Annotated in this window: 16 protein-coding genes; 15 read left to right on the forward strand and 1 reads right to left on the reverse strand. The window is 62.5% G+C overall.

Going from position 1 to position 18,657, the window contains the following annotated elements; translation table 11 throughout:
* The first annotated feature begins 79 nt into the window (after positions 1-79).
* The 11 genes from coaBC (at position 80) to spoVM (ending at position 12,765) form a co-directional block, all read left to right on the forward strand.
* Positions 80-1,345: a bifunctional phosphopantothenoylcysteine decarboxylase/phosphopantothenate--cysteine ligase CoaBC gene (gene coaBC / locus F560_RS0100090; protein WP_019003648.1), complete on the forward strand. Its 1,266-nt coding sequence runs from the start codon at positions 80-82 to the stop codon at positions 1,343-1,345.
* Entirely contained in the window at positions 1,342-3,840 is a 2,499-nt protein-coding gene (gene priA / locus F560_RS0100095) for a primosomal protein N' (protein WP_019003649.1), read from the forward strand. The genes coaBC and priA overlap by 4 nt, the downstream gene beginning before the upstream one ends.
* Before the next feature lie 42 nt (positions 3,841-3,882).
* Positions 3,883-4,365, forward strand: a complete 483-nt coding sequence (gene def / locus F560_RS0100100; protein WP_019003650.1) for a peptide deformylase — start codon at positions 3,883-3,885, stop codon at positions 4,363-4,365.
* A gap of 3 nt (positions 4,366-4,368) precedes the next feature.
* Positions 4,369-5,322 carry a methionyl-tRNA formyltransferase gene (gene fmt, locus F560_RS0100105; RefSeq protein ID WP_019003651.1) on the forward strand — a complete coding sequence of 318 codons (954 nt, stop codon included), beginning with the start codon at positions 4,369-4,371 and terminating at the stop codon, positions 5,320-5,322.
* Between the two features lie 83 nt (positions 5,323-5,405).
* Positions 5,406-6,905 (forward strand): 16S rRNA (cytosine(967)-C(5))-methyltransferase RsmB, encoded by a 1,500-nt coding sequence (rsmB, locus tag F560_RS0100110; RefSeq protein WP_019003652.1) that lies wholly within the window; start codon positions 5,406-5,408, stop codon positions 6,903-6,905.
* A 77-nt stretch (positions 6,906-6,982) separates the two neighbouring features.
* Positions 6,983-8,083 (forward strand): dual-specificity RNA methyltransferase RlmN, encoded by a 1,101-nt coding sequence (gene rlmN, locus F560_RS0100115; RefSeq protein ID WP_019003653.1) that lies wholly within the window; start codon positions 6,983-6,985, stop codon positions 8,081-8,083.
* A 5-nt stretch (positions 8,084-8,088) separates the two neighbouring features.
* On the forward strand, positions 8,089-8,853 hold the full coding sequence (locus F560_RS0100120) for a Stp1/IreP family PP2C-type Ser/Thr phosphatase (RefSeq protein WP_019003654.1): 765 nt from the start codon (positions 8,089-8,091) through the stop codon (positions 8,851-8,853).
* On the forward strand, positions 8,850-10,955 hold the full coding sequence (gene pknB, locus F560_RS0100125) for a Stk1 family PASTA domain-containing Ser/Thr kinase (RefSeq protein WP_019003655.1): 2,106 nt from the start codon (positions 8,850-8,852) through the stop codon (positions 10,953-10,955). The genes F560_RS0100120 and pknB overlap by 4 nt, the downstream gene beginning before the upstream one ends.
* Before the next feature lie 22 nt (positions 10,956-10,977).
* The gene (gene rsgA / locus F560_RS0100130) at positions 10,978-11,883 is read left to right on the forward strand and encodes a ribosome small subunit-dependent GTPase A (RefSeq protein WP_019003656.1); all 906 of its coding nucleotides are present in this window, start codon (positions 10,978-10,980) and stop codon (positions 11,881-11,883) included.
* A 3-nt stretch (positions 11,884-11,886) separates the two neighbouring features.
* Positions 11,887-12,546 carry a ribulose-phosphate 3-epimerase gene (rpe, locus tag F560_RS0100135; protein ID WP_019003657.1) on the forward strand — a complete coding sequence of 220 codons (660 nt, stop codon included), beginning with the start codon at positions 11,887-11,889 and terminating at the stop codon, positions 12,544-12,546.
* 138 nt (positions 12,547-12,684) lie between these two features.
* Positions 12,685-12,765 carry a stage V sporulation protein SpoVM gene (spoVM, locus tag F560_RS22100; protein WP_010345573.1) on the forward strand — a complete coding sequence of 27 codons (81 nt, stop codon included), beginning with the start codon at positions 12,685-12,687 and terminating at the stop codon, positions 12,763-12,765.
* Between the two features lie 139 nt (positions 12,766-12,904).
* On the opposite strand, the gene rpmB is transcribed toward spoVM, so the two are convergent.
* A complete protein-coding gene (rpmB, locus tag F560_RS0100145) occupies positions 12,905-13,093 on the reverse strand; it encodes a 50S ribosomal protein L28 (RefSeq protein WP_019003658.1) in 189 nt (62 codons plus the stop codon).
* A gap of 154 nt (positions 13,094-13,247) precedes the next feature.
* Between rpmB and F560_RS0100150 the strand changes: the two genes are divergently transcribed.
* The 4 genes from F560_RS0100150 to recG all read left to right on the forward strand — a co-directional run bounded on the left by F560_RS0100150 (position 13,248) and on the right by recG (position 18,520).
* Entirely contained in the window at positions 13,248-13,607 is a 360-nt protein-coding gene (locus F560_RS0100150) for an Asp23/Gls24 family envelope stress response protein (protein WP_019003659.1), read from the forward strand.
* Positions 13,608-13,671: 64 nt separating this feature from the next.
* Entirely contained in the window at positions 13,672-15,525 is a 1,854-nt protein-coding gene (locus tag F560_RS0100155; protein ID WP_026298008.1) for a DAK2 domain-containing protein, read from the forward strand.
* Positions 15,526-15,575: 50 nt separating this feature from the next.
* Complete coding sequence (locus tag F560_RS22105) at positions 15,576-16,451, forward strand: DegV family protein (RefSeq protein ID WP_019003661.1); 876 nt, start codon at positions 15,576-15,578, stop codon at positions 16,449-16,451.
* Between the two features lie 17 nt (positions 16,452-16,468).
* Complete coding sequence (recG, locus tag F560_RS0100165; RefSeq protein WP_026298009.1) at positions 16,469-18,520, forward strand: ATP-dependent DNA helicase RecG; 2,052 nt, start codon at positions 16,469-16,471, stop codon at positions 18,518-18,520.
* Positions 18,521-18,657 lie beyond the last annotated feature (137 nt).

Below are 18,657 nucleotides of genomic sequence, written 5' to 3' on the forward strand. Positions count from 1 at the left end.
ACAGTTGTCAAAGGGATCGTCAGAAAGGCGGAACGTTGGGCCGGACGGTCCGGCGATTTGGCCGAAAGGAGGGACCGCCATGAATCAGCCGCTGTCGGAAAAGACGATCGTTCTCGGCGTCACCGGCGGCATCGCCGCCTACAAGGCCGCTGCGCTGTGCAGCCGGCTTGTCGGGCTGGGCGCGAGCGTCCGGGTCATCATGACGGAAGGCGCGACCCGCTTCATCACCCCGCTGACGCTGCAGACGCTGTCCCGTCATCCGGTGGCTACGGATACGTTCGACGAGCGGGACCCGTCGAAGGTGCAGCATATCGATTGGGCGGACGCCGCCGACCTTGTCGTTGTGGCTCCGGCTACCGCCAACATCATCGGGAAAATGGCCAACGGCATCGCGGACGACATGCTGAGCACGACGCTGCTGGCGACGACGGCCCCCGTGCTGGTCGCGCCGGCGATGAATGTGCACATGCTGGAGCATCCCGCCGTCGTGCACAATATGGAGACGCTGGCAAGGCGGGGCGTCCGGTTCGTCGAGCCCGGAACGGGACAGCTCGCCTGCGGCTACGTCGGCAAGGGGCGGCTGGCCGAACCGGACGATATCGCGGAGGCCGTGCTGCGGATGCTGGCCGCGGACAAGCCGCTGGCGGGCAAGCGCGTCCTGGTGACGGCCGGAGGAACGGTGGAGCGGCTTGACCCCGTCCGCTACATCACCAACGATTCGTCGGGCAAAATGGGCTTTGCGCTCGCCGAGACCGCGCTTCTGCTGGGCGCCGAGGTGACGTTGGTCTACGCGCGCACCGAAGGAACCCCGCCTGCGGGGGCGGAGCTGGTTCCCGTGCAGTCGGCCGAGGACATGTACGAGGCGGTGATGAAGCGCTTGGAGGCGACGGATGCGATCGTCAAGGCGGCCGCGGTCGCCGATTACCGGCCGAAGCATACGCTGGACCGGAAGATGAAAAAAGGGTCGGAGACGATGACGGTGGAACTGGTTCGCAATCCGGACATTCTTCAGGCGATCGGGGATTGGAAGCAGCAAGCGGGCCGCGCGGGCAAGGCGCCGTTTGTCATCGGGTTTGCGGCGGAAACGGACGATGTGGAAAAGCACGCGCTGGACAAGTTGAGGCGCAAGCGGTGCGACCTGATCGTCGCCAACGACGTGACGCAGGCCGGAGCGGGGTTCGGCGTCGACACCAACATCGTCCGCGTGTACGGAAAGGAAGGCCTGGTGGAGTCGCTGCCGCTGCAATCGAAGCGCTCTGTAGCCGAGCGGATCTGGCGGATTGCGGCGTCCCGCCCGGACTGGCCGGGCTCTGCGGCCGACGCGCGGGAGGCTCCGTCCCGATGAAGGTGGCCCGGGTCATCGTCGACGTGCCCAGCCGGGATGCGGACCGGCCGTTCGATTACGCGATTCCGGACCATCTCGCCGATTGGATCGAGACGGGCAGCCGCGTTGCCGTTCCGTTCGGGGGGCGGCTGCTGCAGGGCATCGTCGTCGCCTGCCCGGCCGGCGCGGAGATCGACCCAAGCCGGCTCAAGCCGGTCGAGGACGTCCTCGATCCGGTGCCGCCGCTCTCCCCGGAACTGGTGGAGCTCGGGGAGTGGATGAGCCGCCGCTGGCTCTGCCCGCTTTCGGTGGCGCTGCAGGCGATGCTTCCGTCCGCCCTCAAAGGCAAGACGGAGAAATACATCGCGCCCGCGCCGGATGCGGCGTGGACGGAAGAAGACCGGCGGGCGTACCCCGGTCTGATCGCCGCGCTGCAGCGCCAGGCCCCGCTCAAGCTGTCTTCGCTTGCGCGCCAGTTCCCGGGCGCCGCGGACGCGGTCAAACGGTGGCTTAAGCAGGGAAAACTGACGGAACGGCAAAAAGTGGAAGACCGCCTGTCGGTCAAAAAAGTGCTGACCGTCATTCCGCCGGGGGAGGACAAGCTGCGCGAAGCGCTTGCGTCCATCCCGCTTCGGGCCGTCAAGCAGCGGGAAGCGATCGCGTATCTCTTGGCCCATCCGGAGCCGATCGGCCAGCAGAAGCTTGCCGAAGCGGTCGGAACGACCGCTTCGACCATCAAGGCGCTGGCGGACAAAGGGTACGTCGCGCTCGAAGCCGTCGCCGCAAACCGCGATCCGTACGCGGACCGCGCGTTCGAGCCGTCCGCGCCGATGCGGCTGACCGAAGCGCAGGCGGCGGCGTTCGCGCCCATCGCGCGGGCGGTCGACGAAGGACGCGGCGGCGTGTTTCTGCTGCACGGCGTGACGGGCAGCGGCAAGACGGAAATCTATCTTCAGGCGATTCAGCGCGCGCTGGCGCAAGGCAAGGAAGCGATCGTGCTCGTGCCGGAGATCGCCCTTACTCCGCAGATGGTGGAACGCTTCAAAAGCCGGTTCGGCGATTGGGTCGCGGTGCTGCACAGCCGGCTGTCGAACGGGGAACGCTATGACGAGTGGCGCAAAATCCGCGAAGGCCGCGCGCGGGTGGCGGTGGGCGCCCGTTCGGCGATCTTCGCGCCGTTCGGGCGGATCGGGCTGATCGTCATCGACGAAGAGCACGAATCCTCCTACAAACAGGAGGAGAGCCCGAAATACCACGCCCGCGACGTGGCGGCGGAAAGGGCGAGAAGGCACGGAGCCGCCGTCGTGCTGGGATCGGCGACGCCTTCGATGGAGATGTATGCCGCGGCGAAATATCCGGAAACCCGCCCCGAGACGGACGTGCGCCCCGTATATATCGGTTTGCCGGAACGGGTGGCGGACCGGCCGATGCCGAAGGTGACGATTGTCGACATGCGGGAGGAGCTGCGCCTGGGCAACCGGGCAATGTTCAGCAACCTGCTCAAGGAGAAGCTGGCCGACCGTCTGCAAAAAGGGGAGCAAACCGTGCTGCTGCTGAACAGGCGGGGCTACTCGACGTTTGTCATGTGCCGCTCGTGCGGCTACACGGCGCAATGCCCGCACTGCGACATCGCGCTGACGTACCACCGCGGATCGCGCAACCTGCGCTGCCATTACTGCGGTTATGCGGAACGGGAGCCGGAAGCGTGTCCTTCCTGCGGGAGCGCGCATATCCGGTTTTTCGGAACCGGCACGCAGAAGGTCGAGGAAGCCCTCGCGCTCGCGTTCCCGGGCATTCGCGTCATCCGCATGGATGTGGACACGACTTCGGAAAAAGGCGCGCACGAAAAATGGCTCACGGCGTTCCGGGAACGCCGCGCCGACGTGCTGCTCGGTACGCAGATGGTCGCCAAGGGGCTGGATTTTCCCTACGTGACGCTGGTCGGCGTGCTGGCGGCGGACTCCGCGCTGCGGCTGCCGGATTTCCGCGCGCCGGAGCGAACGTTCCAGCTTCTGACGCAGGTGGCGGGCCGGGCCGGCAGGCACGAGCTGCCCGGCGAGGTGATCATTCAAACCTACGAGCCCGAACATTTGTCGATTGCCTCCGCGCAGCATCACGATTACGCCGCCTTTGCGCGCGAGGAGCTGCGGCACCGGCGGCTGATGGCCTATCCGCCCTACGGCCGGCTGATCGCGATCACGCTTGCGCACGAGCAGGTGCCGCTGCTGCTGTCGCTGGGGGAAATGTTCGCGTCGAGGCTGCGCGCCCGCGCGGAAGCGGCCGGCGCGGCAAGGGCGGGGAGCGGGGAATATCCGCGTTTTGAAGTGCTCGGGCCCGTCGCTTCGCCTATTCCGCGGCTGAAAGATCGCTACCGTTTTCAATGTATGGTAAAATATCGGGGAGAAGACGTTGACGCCCATGCCTGGACGGCGCAAACGCTTCTGGAGCTGACGGGCGCCGCCAAAAAACACGGCGTGCAGGTCAGCGTCGATGTCGATCCCCAGATGATGCTTTAGGCATTTGCAACGCCAGTCTGGTTAAAAAGGAATGATGAACTCATGTCGATTCGATTGATCGTCAAACACCCCGACGAAGTGCTGCGGGAGAGGGCTCAGGAGGTTACCAAGTTCAATTCGAATCTCCACAAGCTGCTGGACGACATGGCGGACACGATGTACGATGCGAACGGGGTCGGCCTCGCCGCGCCCCAGATCGGCATTTTGAAACGGGTCATCGTCGTCGATGCGGACGAAGAGCACGGATTGATCGAGCTGGTCAACCCTGAAATCGTATCGGCAGAGGGCGAGCAGCTCGGTCCGGAAGGATGCCTCAGCATACCGGGGCTGCAGGGGGATGTGCGCCGGGCGAACAAGGTTGTCATCCGCGGTCAGGACCGTTACGGCAACCCGGTCCAATACGAAGGAACCGGTTTGCTGGCGCGCGCGTTCCAGCATGAGGTCGATCATTTGAACGGCGTGCTGTTTATCGATATTGCCGAATCGGTGTACGAGGCGCGCAAGGCGGAAGAGGACGGAGAATAAGAAATGAAAGTATTGTTTATGGGAACGCCGGATTTTGCGGTTCCCTCGCTTCGGGCGCTGCTCGATCAAGGTCTGGACGTGGTTGCGGTCGTCACCCAGCCGGACCGGCCCAAAGGCCGCAAGCGCGAGCTGACGCCCCCGCCGGTCAAGGTGTTTGCGCTGGAGCGGGGGCTTACGGTGCTGCAGCCGGAAAAGCTGCGGACGCCGGAAGCCGTTGCGGCCATCGCCGAGCTGGCTCCGGATCTGATCGTAACGGCGGCGTACGGACAAATTTTGCCCAAGGCGGTGCTCGAGCTGCCGCGGCTCGGCTGCGTCAACGTGCACGGCTCGCTGCTGCCCCGCTACCGCGGAGGAGCGCCGATCCAGCGTTCGATCATGAACGGGGAACGGGTGACGGGCGTTACGCTCATGTACATGGCGGAAGGGCTCGACACCGGCGATATGATCGCCAAGGTCGAAGTGCCGATTACGGACGAGGACACGGCGGGTTCGATGTTCGAAAAGCTCAGCGAGGCGGGCGCGGCGCTTCTGGCCGAATGGCTGCCGAGGCTCGTCGACGGCTCCGCGCCGCGCATCCCGCAGGACGAATCGGAGGCGACGTACGCGCCGAATTTGACCCGGGACGACGAGCGGATCGACTGGAACCGGACCGCGAGGGAGATTTTCAACCAAGTCCGGGGATTGTATCCGATGGCAGGGGCATTTACGTATTTGAACGGCGAAGTGTTCAAAATATGGGGGTGCCGCGCGCCGCAGGAAGCGGACGGCCGTTTGACCGCGCAGTGGGCAAGCCATAAGCCGGGAACGGTGCTGGACGCGGGCGCGGAAGGCATCCGGGTGCGGACGGGCGACGGCAGCATCGTGCTGACGCAGGTGCAGCCGGCCGGCAAAAAAAGGCTGCCCGCCGCGGAGTATGCCAGAGGGGCGCGCATCGCCCCCGGAACGGCGCTCGGTTAAATCGGGCGCCGTTTTTCCGTGTGCGGGCAAACCGAGAGGTTTATACGATTTTACGATGGCGGTGGCCGACGAGGCCAACCGAAATGGAGGTGCCGGGTTTGGACGGACAGCAAGCGAACGGGAGGATTCAATCGGGCAAGGCGCATCGGGCGCAGCGGCCGGGCAAGGCGCATCGGGCGCAGCGGCCGGGCAAGCGGGAAGGCGCGCAGAAGCCGGGACCGGGCGGTCCGCGCGAAGCGGCGCTGGCCGTACTGACGCGCGTGGACCGGGACGGGGCTTACAGCGGCCTGGAGCTGAACCGGGCGCTTGCGAAAGCCGGTCTGTCCAAGCCGGACGCGGCGCTGGCGACCGAGATCGTCTACGGCACGATTCAGCGGCTGAAGACGATCGATTTCGTGCTTGCGGGCAAGGTCAAAGGCTGGCCGGACAAAATCGAATCGTGGGTCCGCAGCCTGCTCAGATTAAGTTATTATCAGCTTTGCTGGCTGGACCGCGTGCCGGCGCATGCGGTCGTCGACGAGGCGGTCCGCATCGCCAAGCGGCGCGGCCATGCGGGAATCGCGGGGCTGGTCAACGGGGTGCTGCGGGGATTGCTGCGGGACGGCGTGAAGCCGGTTCTGCCGGCCGGGCTTTCGGAAGCGGAGCGGATCGCGCTCGCGCACAGCTACCCGCGCTGGCTGGTGGAGCGCTGGCTGGCCGCCTACGGCGCCGCGCGGACGGAGTCGCTCTGCGCGGCGGGCAACGAGCCGCCGCACGCTTCCGCCCGGGTCAACCGGCTGCGGGCGGACCGCGGCCGGCTGCTGGCCGAGATGGCCGAGGCCGGGCTGGACGTGCGGCCGTCGCCGCTTTCGCCGGACGGCATCGTCGCCGTCCGCTCGGGCAATCTGGCGGCGACGCCGTGGTACCGGGACGGCATGCTGACCGTCCAGGACGAGAGCTCGATGCTCGTCGCCGCCGTCGCCGATCCGCGTCCGGGTATGCGCGTGCTCGACTGCTGCGCCGCTCCGGGCGGCAAAACGACGCATCTGGCCGAGCGGATGGGCGACAGCGGCGAAGTGTTCGCCAACGATATCCACGCCCATAAAGAGGCGCTGATCGCACAGCAGGCGGAGCGGCTCGGGCTGGCCTCGATCCGGACCGTCGTGTCGGACGCGCTGGAGCTGCCGAGCCGTTTTGCGGCCGGTTCCATGGACGTCGTGCTGCTGGATGCGCCCTGCTCCGGGCTCGGCGTCATCCGGCGCAAACCGGAGATCAAATGGAACAAGCGGCCGGAGGATATCGCGGAGCTCGCCGCGCTGCAGCGCAGCTTGCTTGAGCGCGTGAGCGCCCTGGTGCGGCCGGGCGGGACGCTGGTATACAGCACCTGTACGATCGCGAAAGAGGAAAACGAGGAGACGGTCAGGCGGTTTCTGGCGAACGCGCCCGGGTTCTCGCTCGATCCCGGCTGGCCGGAGGAAGCGGCGCGCCCTTTGCGCGAAGCGGGGGTGCTGACGGACGGGTTCGAGGGCATGCTGCAGCTTCTGCCCGACCAGTTCGGCAGCGACGGTTTTTTTATCGCCAGACTGCGAAGATCCGAAGATTAACATAGGCTCAGAAAGCGTCCGTTCGCTTTCGGCCCTGCAGGCGTCTATGTTAAAATGTAAGGAATGGTGGTGACAAAGTGGATAAGCAAACAAACACGTTAAGCTTGGCCGACAGGCTGAATTACAAACCTGAAAAACCTTTTATCTACGACTATACGCTTGAACAACTGCAGGATTGGGTAAAGGAGCAGGGGGAACCCGCTTTTCGCGGGGGCCAAATCTTCGATTGGCTTTATGTCAAGCGCGTCGACTCCTTCGAGGAAATGACGAACTTGCCCAAAAGGCTCCGGCAGAAGCTGGCCGAGACGTTCCAGTTCGTGACGCTGACGGAAATTACGAAGCTGAAGTCCAAGGACGGAACCGTCAAATTTCTGTTCGGGCTGCACGACAACAACGCGATCGAAACGGTCATTATGCGCCATAATTACGGCAACAGCGTCTGCGTTACCACGCAGGTCGGATGCCGGATCGGCTGCACGTTCTGCGCGTCCACGCTGGGCGGCCTGAAGCGGAATTTGACGCCGGGCGAGATCGTCGCGCAGGTCGTGAAGGCGCAGAAGCTGCTCGACCCGGAAAACGAGCGCGTATCCAGCATCGTCATCATGGGCTCGGGCGAACCGTTCGAAAATTACGAGGCGACGATGACGTTCCTTCGGCTGATGACGCACCCGAAGGGGCTGAATATCGGACAGCGCCACATTACGGTGTCGACAAGCGGCATCGTTCCGAACATGTTCCGGTTCGCGGATGAGAATACCCAGATCAATCTGGCCGTCTCGATTCATGCGCCGAACGACGAGCTGAGATCCAAGCTGATGCCGGTCAATCGCCGGTATCCGTTCAGCGAAGTGATGGACGCTTGCCGTTATTATATCGAGAAGACAGGACGAAGAATCACGTTCGAGTACGCCCTCATCGGCGGGGTCAACGACCGTCCCGAGCATGCGGAGGAGCTGAGCAAGGTGCTTCGGAACATGCTGTGCCACGTCAACCTGATTCCGGTCAACTACGTGCCGGAGCGGAATTACGTGCGCACGCCGCGGGACGATATCTTCGAGTTTCATCGCATTCTGGTCCGCAACCGGATCAATGCGACGATTCGCAGAGAGCAAGGTCATGACATTGCGGCGGCCTGCGGCCAATTGCGGGCGAAGCACATGGAGACCCAGGCGAGGTGATTGGTGTGAGGACGGCATGGCGCAGTCATGTAGGCAAAGTCCGGCAGGTCAACGAGGACCGGGCCTGGACCGGCAAGCTCGAAAACGGCATCACGGCGGCGGTGGTCGCCGACGGCATGGGGGGCCACAAGGCCGGGGACGTGGCCAGCGGTCTTGCGATCGACAGTCTGACGCAGTCCTTGTCCGCATGGAACGAAGATCTTTCCTCGGAGACAAGCGCCGAGCGGCTGAGGGAGATCGTCCGCAAGGCGAATTTGGCGGTCTACGAGATGGCCTCCGGCAATGAGGAATGGTCCAATATGGGCACGACGGTCGTGCTTGCCCTGGCCAACGAGCGGGCCGCCATGATTGGCCATATCGGCGACAGCCGCGCGTACCGGATGCGCGGCGGGGAGCTCGAGCTGCTTACGGAAGATCACACGCTCGTGAACGAATTGGCCAAGTCGGGCCAGTTGAGCGAGGAGGAGGCCGCCAACCATCCCCGCCGCAATGTGCTGACCCGGGCGCTGGGCACCGACCGGGACGTAGCCGTCGACGTCAGCCGGATCGACTGGCAGCGCGGCGACCGGCTTCTCTTGTGCAGCGACGGGCTTAGCTCGCTGGTGGAAAGAAGGCTGATTCTCGAGGCGCTGAAGGATCCGAGAGCCGATATGGATCAGATTGCGGAGCGTTTGATCACGCTCGCGCTGCTCGCCGGAGGCGACGACAACATTACGGTTGCGCTCATTGATTACGGAGCAGACGACGATGCGGAAGGAGGCGCGTCATGATCGGTCATACGCTGGGAGGGCGGTACGAGCTGCTCGACCGAATCGGCGGCGGCGGTATGGCGCTCGTCTACAAAGCGAAGGACAATCTGCTGAACCGGTACGTTGCCGTAAAAGTGCTCCGGCAGCAATTCATGCACGACGACGAGTTCGTCCGCCGCTTCCGCAGAGAAGCACAGGCTGCGGCGTCGCTCTCGCATCCGAATATCGTGAGCATCTACGATGTCGGGCAAGAAGATGACGTGCACTATATCGTCATGGAATACGTGAACGGCCACAACCTGAACGAAATCATCCGCGAACGGGCGCCGCTGCAGGTCGAGGAGGCGGTGCGCATCGCGTCGCAAATTTGCGACGCGCTCGACCACGCGCACCAAAACCAAATCATTCATCGCGACATCAAGCCTCATAATATTCTTATCGGCAACAACGGCAGGGTGAAGGTGACCGATTTCGGCATCGCCAGAGCGGTTACCTCTTCGACCATCACCCAGACGGGCTCCGTCGTCGGATCGGTGCACTACTTCTCGCCCGAGCACGCCAAGGGCGTAGCCACCGGCGAGAAATCCGACATTTATTCGCTCGGCATCGTCCTTTACCAGATGCTTACGGGGCGGCTCCCGTTTCTCGGGGAAAGCCCGATCAGCGTGGCGCTCAAGCATCTTCAGGAGCCGTTCGAGCAGCCGCGGCTCGTCAACCCGCATATCCCGCAAAGCGTGGAAAATATCATCGTTCGGGCGATGCGCAAAAATCCGCACGAACGCTACGGATCGGCCAAGCGGATGCTGGCCGATCTGGAAACGTGCCTTTTGCCGGAACGGTTGAACGAACCGCCCTTGTCGTTCGACAGCGACGAGGACGAAGAAGAGGAGCAAACGCGGGCGATTCCGGCGCTGAAGCCGGAGATGCGGATGTCGGGACAGGAAACGGCCGCCCGCAAGGAGCCGGAGCCCAAGGAAGAGGAAGAAGAGGAGGAGCCGAAGCGGCGCTGGGTGATGCCGACCGTGCTCAGCGTGCTGTCGGTTGTGCTCATCGGCATCCTCATTTGGGCGATTATGACGTTAAGAGGGCAGTTGAGCCCGGACGACGTGGAGGTTCCCACCGTCGTCGGCTATCCGCTGGAACAAGCCCAGCAAATGCTGGAGAACGCCGGTCTCGAAGGACGGCAGGTGGCGACCGAGCCCAGCTCCGACTACGATCCGGGCGTCGTCATCAAGCAAAACAAGCAGGACATGGCGGTCAAGAAGGGCGCGGTCATCGAGCTGACGGTCAGCAGCGGACCGGAGCTGGTCGAAATGCCGAAGGTCGAGGGCGAGTCCTATGACGAGGCGGTGGAAAGGCTGGTCGGTCTGGGCTTCGACCGGGACAAGATCGCCAAAAACGAAACGCACGACAAAAGCGATCCGGGCACCGTCATCGATCAGTCGCCGGAAGAAGGAACCGAGCTTAATCCCGAGACGGATACGATCGAGCTGACGGTCAGCCTCGGCGAGGAATCGTTCCTCATGCCGAACCTGATCGGCATGACGCTCAGCGAGGCCAAGGCGGCCATTATGCAGAAGGATCTGGTGCTGCCGAAGGAAAACATTATTTACGAGCCCAGCTACACGACGGAAAACAAGGTGTTCAAGCAGCTTCCGACCGAGCAGAACGAGATGGTCACAGCCGGAACGGAAGTGAAGATCTGGGTCAGCAGCGGCTACCCGGCCGATGCGAAGACGATCACGTACAACGTGACCGTTCCCCCTGCGGCGGAAGGCGTCCAAAGCAAAATCCGCATCGTTTACTCGGATGCGCGCGGCGACAATATCGAGTGGGGGACCCAAAAGATCACCAGAACGGAGACGTTTCCGGTGACGCTGGTGCTGTCGCCGAGCAAGCAGGGGAAAATCACGGTTTACCGGGACGACCAATTTTTGGCCGATATTCCCATTCCGTACGAGGATACGCAGACGTCGTCCTTTACCGTCGACCCGTCCTATTCGGAGGGCCCGCAGGCTTCGGCAGGCGAGCCGGATCGAGACAGGAACAGGGATAAGGATAAAGATAAGGATAAGGATAGAGAATCCGATACGCCGGATACGGATGAAACACAGGGAGATTAGCCATGAGCAAAGGGGATCGTCCATGCCCGAAGGCATGATTATTAAGGCGCTTAGCGGTTATTATTACGTTCGGCCCGACGAAGGCGGAGACCCGGTTCAATGCCGCGCCCGCGGCATTTTCAAGAAGCGGGGCGTCTCTCCGCTGGTCGGCGACCGGGTCAAGTTCAGCGAAACCGAGAACGGCGAAGGGATCGTAGACGAGATTTTGCCCCGCTCGACGGAGCTGGTCCGTCCGCCGGTCGCCAACGTCGATCTGGCGGTGCTCGTCTTCTCGGTCGTTCATCCCGATCTGAATTTGCTTCTGCTTGACAAGTTTTTGGTTCATACCGAATCCGCCGGCCTGGATGCGCTGATCGTCTTTACGAAGTTCGATGCCGCCGACGGGGAACCGGACCGGGAACGCATCGTCGAGTCGGTCGAAGCGGCCCGGCAGTTGTACGAATCGATCGGCTACGGGTCGCTTGTGACGAGCGCAAGGCGGGGGGAAGGTATCGAAGAGCTAAAGCGTCGGCTCTCCGGACGGATCAGCGTGTTCGCGGGGCAGTCCGGCGTCGGCAAGTCGTCGCTGCTCAACGCGCTTGTTCCGGGGCTGAAGCTGGAAACGAGCGAAATCAGCAAAAAGCTCGGGCGGGGACGCCACACGACGCGGCATGTCGAACTGGTGCCGCTTCCGGGCGGAGGCTACGTCGCGGATACGCCGGGCTTCAGCCAGCTTGACTTCGCGGAGCTGGGCGTCGATGAGATCGGCTCCTGTTTCCGGGAGTTCCGGGAGCTTGCCGAGGGCTGCAAATTCCGCGGCTGCACCCACGTGCACGAGCCGGGGTGCGCCGTCCTCGCCGCCAAAGAGCGGGGCGAAATCGCGGAGAGCCGCTATGCGAATTATCTTGAATTTATGACGGAGTGGAAAGAGAATCGACGGAGGTACTAAGCGATGGCCATTATTGCGCCCTCTATTCTGTCGGCGGATTTCGCCAGACTCGGGGAGGAAATCCGGGAAGCGGAAAAAGCCGGAGCGGACTGGATACATATCGATATTATGGACGGCCAGTTCGTTCCGAATTTGACGTTCGGGCCTCCGGTCGTGGCGGCGGTCCGCCCGTATACGAAGCTTCCCTTTGACGTTCATTTGATGGTTCACACGCCGGAGCGGCTGTTTGCCGATCTTGTGCAGGCGGGAGCGGACCGGATTACGGTTCATGCGGAGGCCTGCGTCCATCTGCACAGAACCGTGCATGCGATCCGCGAGCTCGGCCTTCAGGCCGGCGTCGCCCTGAATCCGCACACGCCGATTTCGGTGCTGGATTACGTGCTCGAAGACGTTGACCTGGTGCTGGTCATGACGGTCAATCCGGGCTTCGGCGGCCAGGCGTTCATTCCGGCCACGCTCGCCAAAATCCGCGCGCTTCGCGAGACGCTTGATGCCCGCGGGCTGTCTCACGTCCATATCGAGGTCGACGGCGGGATCAACGCGGAGACGGCCAAGCAGGTTGCGGAGAACGGGGCCGGGGTGCTGGTTGCCGGCAATTCGATCTTCTCGCAGAAGGATCGCGCCGCGGCGATTTCGGCCTTGCGGCGGTCCGCCCAAAGTTGAAAAACCGCCTCCGTTCCCGGTATAGGACAATGCGGCGGCTGCATACAATGGTATCAACAGCGTGCGCACTGCGGATCGACCGCCGCTGCGCGGACCAACGTCTGCTTTGCCGCGAAGGGACCGGAGGAGGGTGGAAGGATGAAATTTTACACCATCAAGCTGCCTAAGTTTTTGGGCGGATTTGTCAAAGCGATCCTGAACACGTTCCAGAAAAACTGACGCCTCGCCGGGAACGCCAACGTCCCCGGGAGGCGCCGGCTTTGCCGGCACCCGTCCGCATACCCTATAAAATAGCGCCTAACGACAACAAAAAGCACCTGGAACCAGGTGCTTTTGTCATGAGCCGTATGCAGGCCGATTATACGCGAGTCACTTTGCCGGATTTGAGCGCGCGGGTGCTGACGTAAACCCGTTTCGGTTTACCGTTCACCAGAATGCGCACTTTTTGAACGTTAACCCCCCAAGTGCGGCGGGTATGGTTGTTGGCGTGAGACACATGGTTGCCGGATCCCGGACGTTTGCCCGTCAAGAAGCATTTGCGTGCCATTTCAAACTCCACCTCCCTGCCGAAGACCTTGCAAACACTTCCCTATCATAGCATACGCCATGTGGCGTTGCAATCGATCATATTCGCTTCAAACCGAACTTTTTTTATAGTAAAATGGGTTATGATCCACAATAGGCTTGAAGGAGGAATTTCCATGCCCATGCAACTGGCGAACGAAAACGGAAAAATCAACGTCTCGGATCAAGTGATCGCCGTTATTGCCGGTTCGGCGGCGTTGGATTGTTATGGATTGGTGGGGATGGCCTCCCGCAAGCAACTGAAAGACGGGATCGCCGAATTGCTCGGTCGGGAAAATCTGTCGCGCGGTGTCGAAGTTCGACGCGAAGGCGAGCAACTGCATTTGGATCTGTATGTGATTGTCAGCTATGGAACCAAAATTTCGGAAGTTGCACATAACATTCAGACGCAGGTCAAATACGTGTTGGATGAAGTGGTAGGGCTCAAGGTCGATTATGTCAACATTTTTGTTCAAGGCGTCCGCGTAAACCGCTAGGACACGACCGGAGAAAGCGAACACCCCGATAAGCCGATCGTATCTTTGGAAGGAGAATTTACATTTGACTAGACGCAGCTTGAACGGAGCGGACTGGTCGGCCATGGTGCTGGCAGGTTCGGACCATCTTGCGAGGCATGCCGAGCAAGTCAATGAACTGAATGTATTTCCCGTGCCGGACGGCGATACGGGAACGAATATGAGCATGACGATGAAAGCCGGCGCGGAAGAGCTTCGGCGGAAGCCGCAAAGCGAAATCGGACGTGCCGCGGAGGTGTTGTCCAAAGGCCTGCTGATGGGGGCCAGAGGGAACTCCGGCGTCATCCTCTCCCAGTTGTTCCGGGGGTTTGCCCAGGCGGTGGCGGGGCAGCGGGAATTGACAGTGCCCCTGTTCGCCGCCGGCTTGCAGCAGGGAGTTGACACCGCTTACAAGTCCGTCGTCAAGCCCGTGGAAGGGACGATTCTGACGGTCGCCCGGGAGGCGGCGCGCCATGGGGCTGCCCTGGCCCGCCGGACGGCGGATATCGGCGAGTGGATGCAGCAAGTGCGCGACAAGGCGGCGGAAACGCTCGCGCGCACGCCCGATATGCTTCCCGTGCTGAAGCAGGTCGGCGTCGTAGATTCCGGCGGCCAGGGGCTTGTTTATCTTTACGAAGGATTTGCGGCTTATTTGCGGTCCGGCGCGTCCGCTCCGGAGAGCGGCCGGGAAGGCGGCGCGCACGTGTCCGGAGCGGGCGGCAGGTCGGCGGATTTCCGGGCCGCGTCCGGCGCGTTCGCGCCCGGCTCGTCCGCGGCGGTCCGGCAATCGGCCCAGTCCAAAATCGACACGGAGTCGATTCGTTTTCCGTACGATATGGAGTTTTTTATCCGCAAGACGGCTTCCGCATCAAGCCGTTTTTCGGAGGCCGCTTTCCGCAAGGAGCTGGAGAAGGACGGCGATTCGATCATTCTGATCGACGACGGAGACATCGTCAAGGTGCACGTGCACTCCCGCCGTCCCGGCGACGTGCTGAACGCGGCGCTCGCCTACGGGGAATTGACGAATCTTCATATTCTCAACATGCGGGATCAGCACCGCGACCTGCTTCGGCCGGCGGACGAACGTCCGCGGGCGGAGACGGAACAAGAACGGCCGGGAGCCTGGGGAGAAGCGCTTGGCGTCGAAGCCGCCTCCGGCGTTCCCGCGGTGGAGGACCCGTTCGGCGCGGATAGGCTTCCGCCCGGACAAGCGCCCCATCCGAACGCCTACGAAATCGCGGCTTTCGGCGTCGTGGCCGTAAGCGCGGGGGAGGGCAACGGGAATCTGCTGCGCAGCCTCGGCGTCGACGTTGTCATCAACGGCGGGCAGAGCATGAACCCGAGCACGGAAGACTTGCTGGAGGCGATCCGCTCGCTCTCGGTCGAACATGTGTTCGTTCTTCCGAACAACGCCAACATTCTGATGGCCGCCGAGCAAGCCGCGGGGCTGGCGGATCGTCCGGTCACGGTCATCCCGACGCGCTCCGTTCCCCAGGGGCTTGCCGCCATGTTCGCCTTCCGGGAGGAGGACTCCGCATCGCTTAACAAGGAAAGGATGCTGCAGGCGATCGACCGGGTCGCCACGGGGCAGATTACGCGGGCGGTGCGCGACACCCGAATGGACGGCGTCGATATTCGCAGCGGCCAATATATCGGCATCAAGGACAAGACGATCGTGGCGGCCGCCGACGATCTGGGCGAAGCCTGCCGCAAGCTGCTTGCGGACCTGATCGCTTCGGGCGACGAGGTGGTCACGATTCTGACCGGCGAAGGCGCCGAAGAATCCGTTACGGAAGAGCTGCTCGCCTGGCTCGAAGACCGGTATCCGGAGGCGGAAATCGAGCGGCACGAGGGCGGCCAGCCTTTGTATCCTTATTGGTTTATGATCGAGTCGGATTAGGAAGAACCGCAAATTTTGACCATATTTTTGACCATAATGGAGGATTGCCGATGAACGCGGCTATCGTGACGGACAGCACGGCGGATATTCCCCGCGATGTCCGGGAACGGCTTGGCATTGATATGATTCCGTTAAAAGTCCATTTCGGCGAGCAGTCGTATCTCGACAACGTCGATCTTCAGCCTGCGCAGTTTTATGAAAAGCTGAAGGCGTCGAGCGAACTGCCGAAAACCTCGCAGCCCTCGCCCGCCGATTTCTATGAGGTCTTCAGCCGCCACGTTCAGGCGGGGCGTCCGGTGATTTCGATTCATCTTTCGTCCGCGTTCAGCGGAACGTATCAGTCGGCGCTGCTGGCGAAGTCGATGCTGGAAGGCGAGGGGGACGTGACCGTCATCGATTCCAAGTCCGCTTCCTACGGCTTCGGCATGCTGGCCGTCGAGGCGGCCGAGATGGCGCGCCGGGGGGCGTCCGTACGGGATATCGTGGACCGGATCGAGCGGATGCGCAAGGAGACGAAGCTGTATTTTCTCGTCGATACGCTCGAATATTTGCACAAGGGCGGCCGGATCGGCAAGGCTTCGGCTCTGTTCGGCACGCTGCTGAACATCAAGCCGATTTTGACGATTGACGACGAGGGCGTCATCACTCCGCTCGACAAGGCGAGAGGGCAGAAGCGCGCGTTCGCGCGGATTGCCGAAATGCTGGAAGCGGAATTCGGCGCGAATCCGCTGCAACTGACCGCAGTCGTGACGCCGGGCGATACGGCGATGGCGGACGAGTTGATCGGCATGCTGCAACAGCGTTTTGACATCCGCCGGTTTTTCCGCTCGGAGATCGGGCCGGTCATCGGCACGCACGCCGGACCGGGCACCGTGGGATTGTTCGTCAGATCCGCTTCCTTGGACGGACAGGAAACGCGAGCTTGACGGGGAAGGGTTCGGACATGTCTTCATCTTTATTTTCGATTCCGATCAAACGACTTCAAGGCGTGAGCGCCCGGAAAGAGGGGGAGCTGCACGCCTTGGGCATCTATACGGTGGGTGATTTGCTCGAATACTATCCGTTCCGCTACGAGGATTACCGGATCCGCTCGCTATCCGAAGTCAAGGACGGCGAGAAGGTGACGGTGCGGGGGACGATCGCCACGCTGCCGTCCTTGCAACGTTATGGCCGCAAGTCGAGGCTGCTGTGCCGCGTGGCGATCGAAGGTATGATCGTGACGGCCGTCTGGTTCAACCGCGCCTTCCTGAAGGATCAGCTCGAACTGGGGCGGGAGATCGTCCTGACGGGAAAATGGGATCAGCGGCGCCGGCAAATCACGGTGGCGGAATCGGAGTTTCCGGATCGCCGGAACGCGAAGTCGGGCACGCTGCAGCCGGTTTATTCCGTCGGCGGCAGCTTGACGCAGGCGTGGATGCGGCAGCGGATCGGGCAGGCGCTGGACCAGTACGGAGCGATGATCCCCGAGCTGCTGCCTCCGGAGCTGATCGAGCGGTACAAGCTGCTGCCGCGCCGCGAGGCGATTTTGCGCATTCACAGACCCGAGGATACGCAGGCCGGTCAGGAAGCGCGCCGGCGGATGGTGTACGAGGAGCTTTTTCTGTTCGAGCTGAAGCTGCAGGCCTATCGGGCGATGAACCGGAAACAGCCGGACGGCATCGCGCACAAGATCGACAGCGAGGACATACGGGCGTTTGCGGCCGGGCTGCCGTTTGAGCTCACCGATTCGCAGAAGCAAGTGATCAATGAGATTACCCGCGACATGCGGCAGCCTTATGCGATGAACCGGCTGCTGCAGGGCGATGTCGGGTCGGGAAAAACGGTGGTATCGGCGGTGGCGCTCTATGCGACGGTGAAGGCGGGGTGCCAGGGAGCGTTGATGGTGCCGACGGAAATCTTGGCGGAGCAGCACGCCCGGTCGCTCGGCAAGTTGTTCGAACCGTACGGCATTCAAATTGCGCTGCTGACCGGCAGCCTGACCGAGCGCAAGCGCCGGGATGTCATCGCCGGACTGCAAATGGGGCTGATCGACATCGTGATCGGCACGCATGCGCTCATTCAGGAGGATGTTCATTTCCGCCGGCTGGGGCTTGTCGTGCTGGACGAGCAGCACCGCTTCGGGGTTCAGCAGCGCAGCATTCTGCGGCGCAAAGGCATGAATCCCGACGTGCTGTCGATGACGGCGACGCCGATTCCGCGGACGCTGGCGATTACGATGTTCGGGGACATGGACGTGTCGACCATTCGCGAGCGCCCGAAAGGCAGGCTCCCGATCTTGACCTACTGGGTCAAGCACGACAAGATGGACCGCGTGCTCGGGCTGATCCGGCGCGAAGCGCAGCTTGGACGGCAGACTTTTTTTATCTGCCCGCTCATCGAGGAGTCCGAGAAGCTGGACGTCCAAAATGCGATCGATCTGCATGCCCAGCTTCGCCAGGCGCTGCCGGAGCTCGGCATCGGACTGCTGCACGGCCGGATGACGGCGGCGGAGAAGGAGGCGGCGATGGATGCGTTCGCGAGGGGAGAGACGGCGGTGCTTGTGTCGACCACGGTCATCGAAGTCGGCGTTGACGTGCCGAACGCGACGCTGATGGTCGTGATGGACGCGGACCGGTTCGGACTGTCACAGCTGCATCAGCTTCGCGGGCGCGTCGGAAGAGGCGAGCACCAGTCGTACTGCGTGCTGATTGCCGACCCGAAGTCGGAAACCGGCCAGGAGCGGATGAAGGCGATGACGGAGACGGACGACGGCTTCGAGATTGCCCGGCGGGATCTGGAGCTTCGCGGCCCCGGGGAATTTTTCGGAACGAAGCAGAGCGGGATGCCCGAGTTCCGGATCGCCAATCTGGCGGAGGATTTCGAGGTGCTGGAACGGGCCCGGGACGATGCCGCCGAGCTGACGGCAAGGGCTGAATTTTGGTCGTCCCCGGTCTACGCGCCTTTGCGGGATTTTCTGCAGCGCGAAGCGCAGTTTAACGGCGAGCCGCTGGATTAGGCGCGTCCCCGGCTGAAACGGATCCGCGCCCGAAGACGGAGCGGCCGAATGATGCGGCGGGCGGCGGAGCGTTTTTTGCCCGGTGCGGTCATCCTCGCCGGACGTTTGGCATAAGATAGTCAAGAATGCCGAAAGGA

It is taken from the genome of Cohnella laeviribosi DSM 21336 (assembly GCF_000378425.1).
Lineage (GTDB): Bacteria > Bacillota > Bacilli > Paenibacillales > Paenibacillaceae > Cohnella > Cohnella laeviribosi.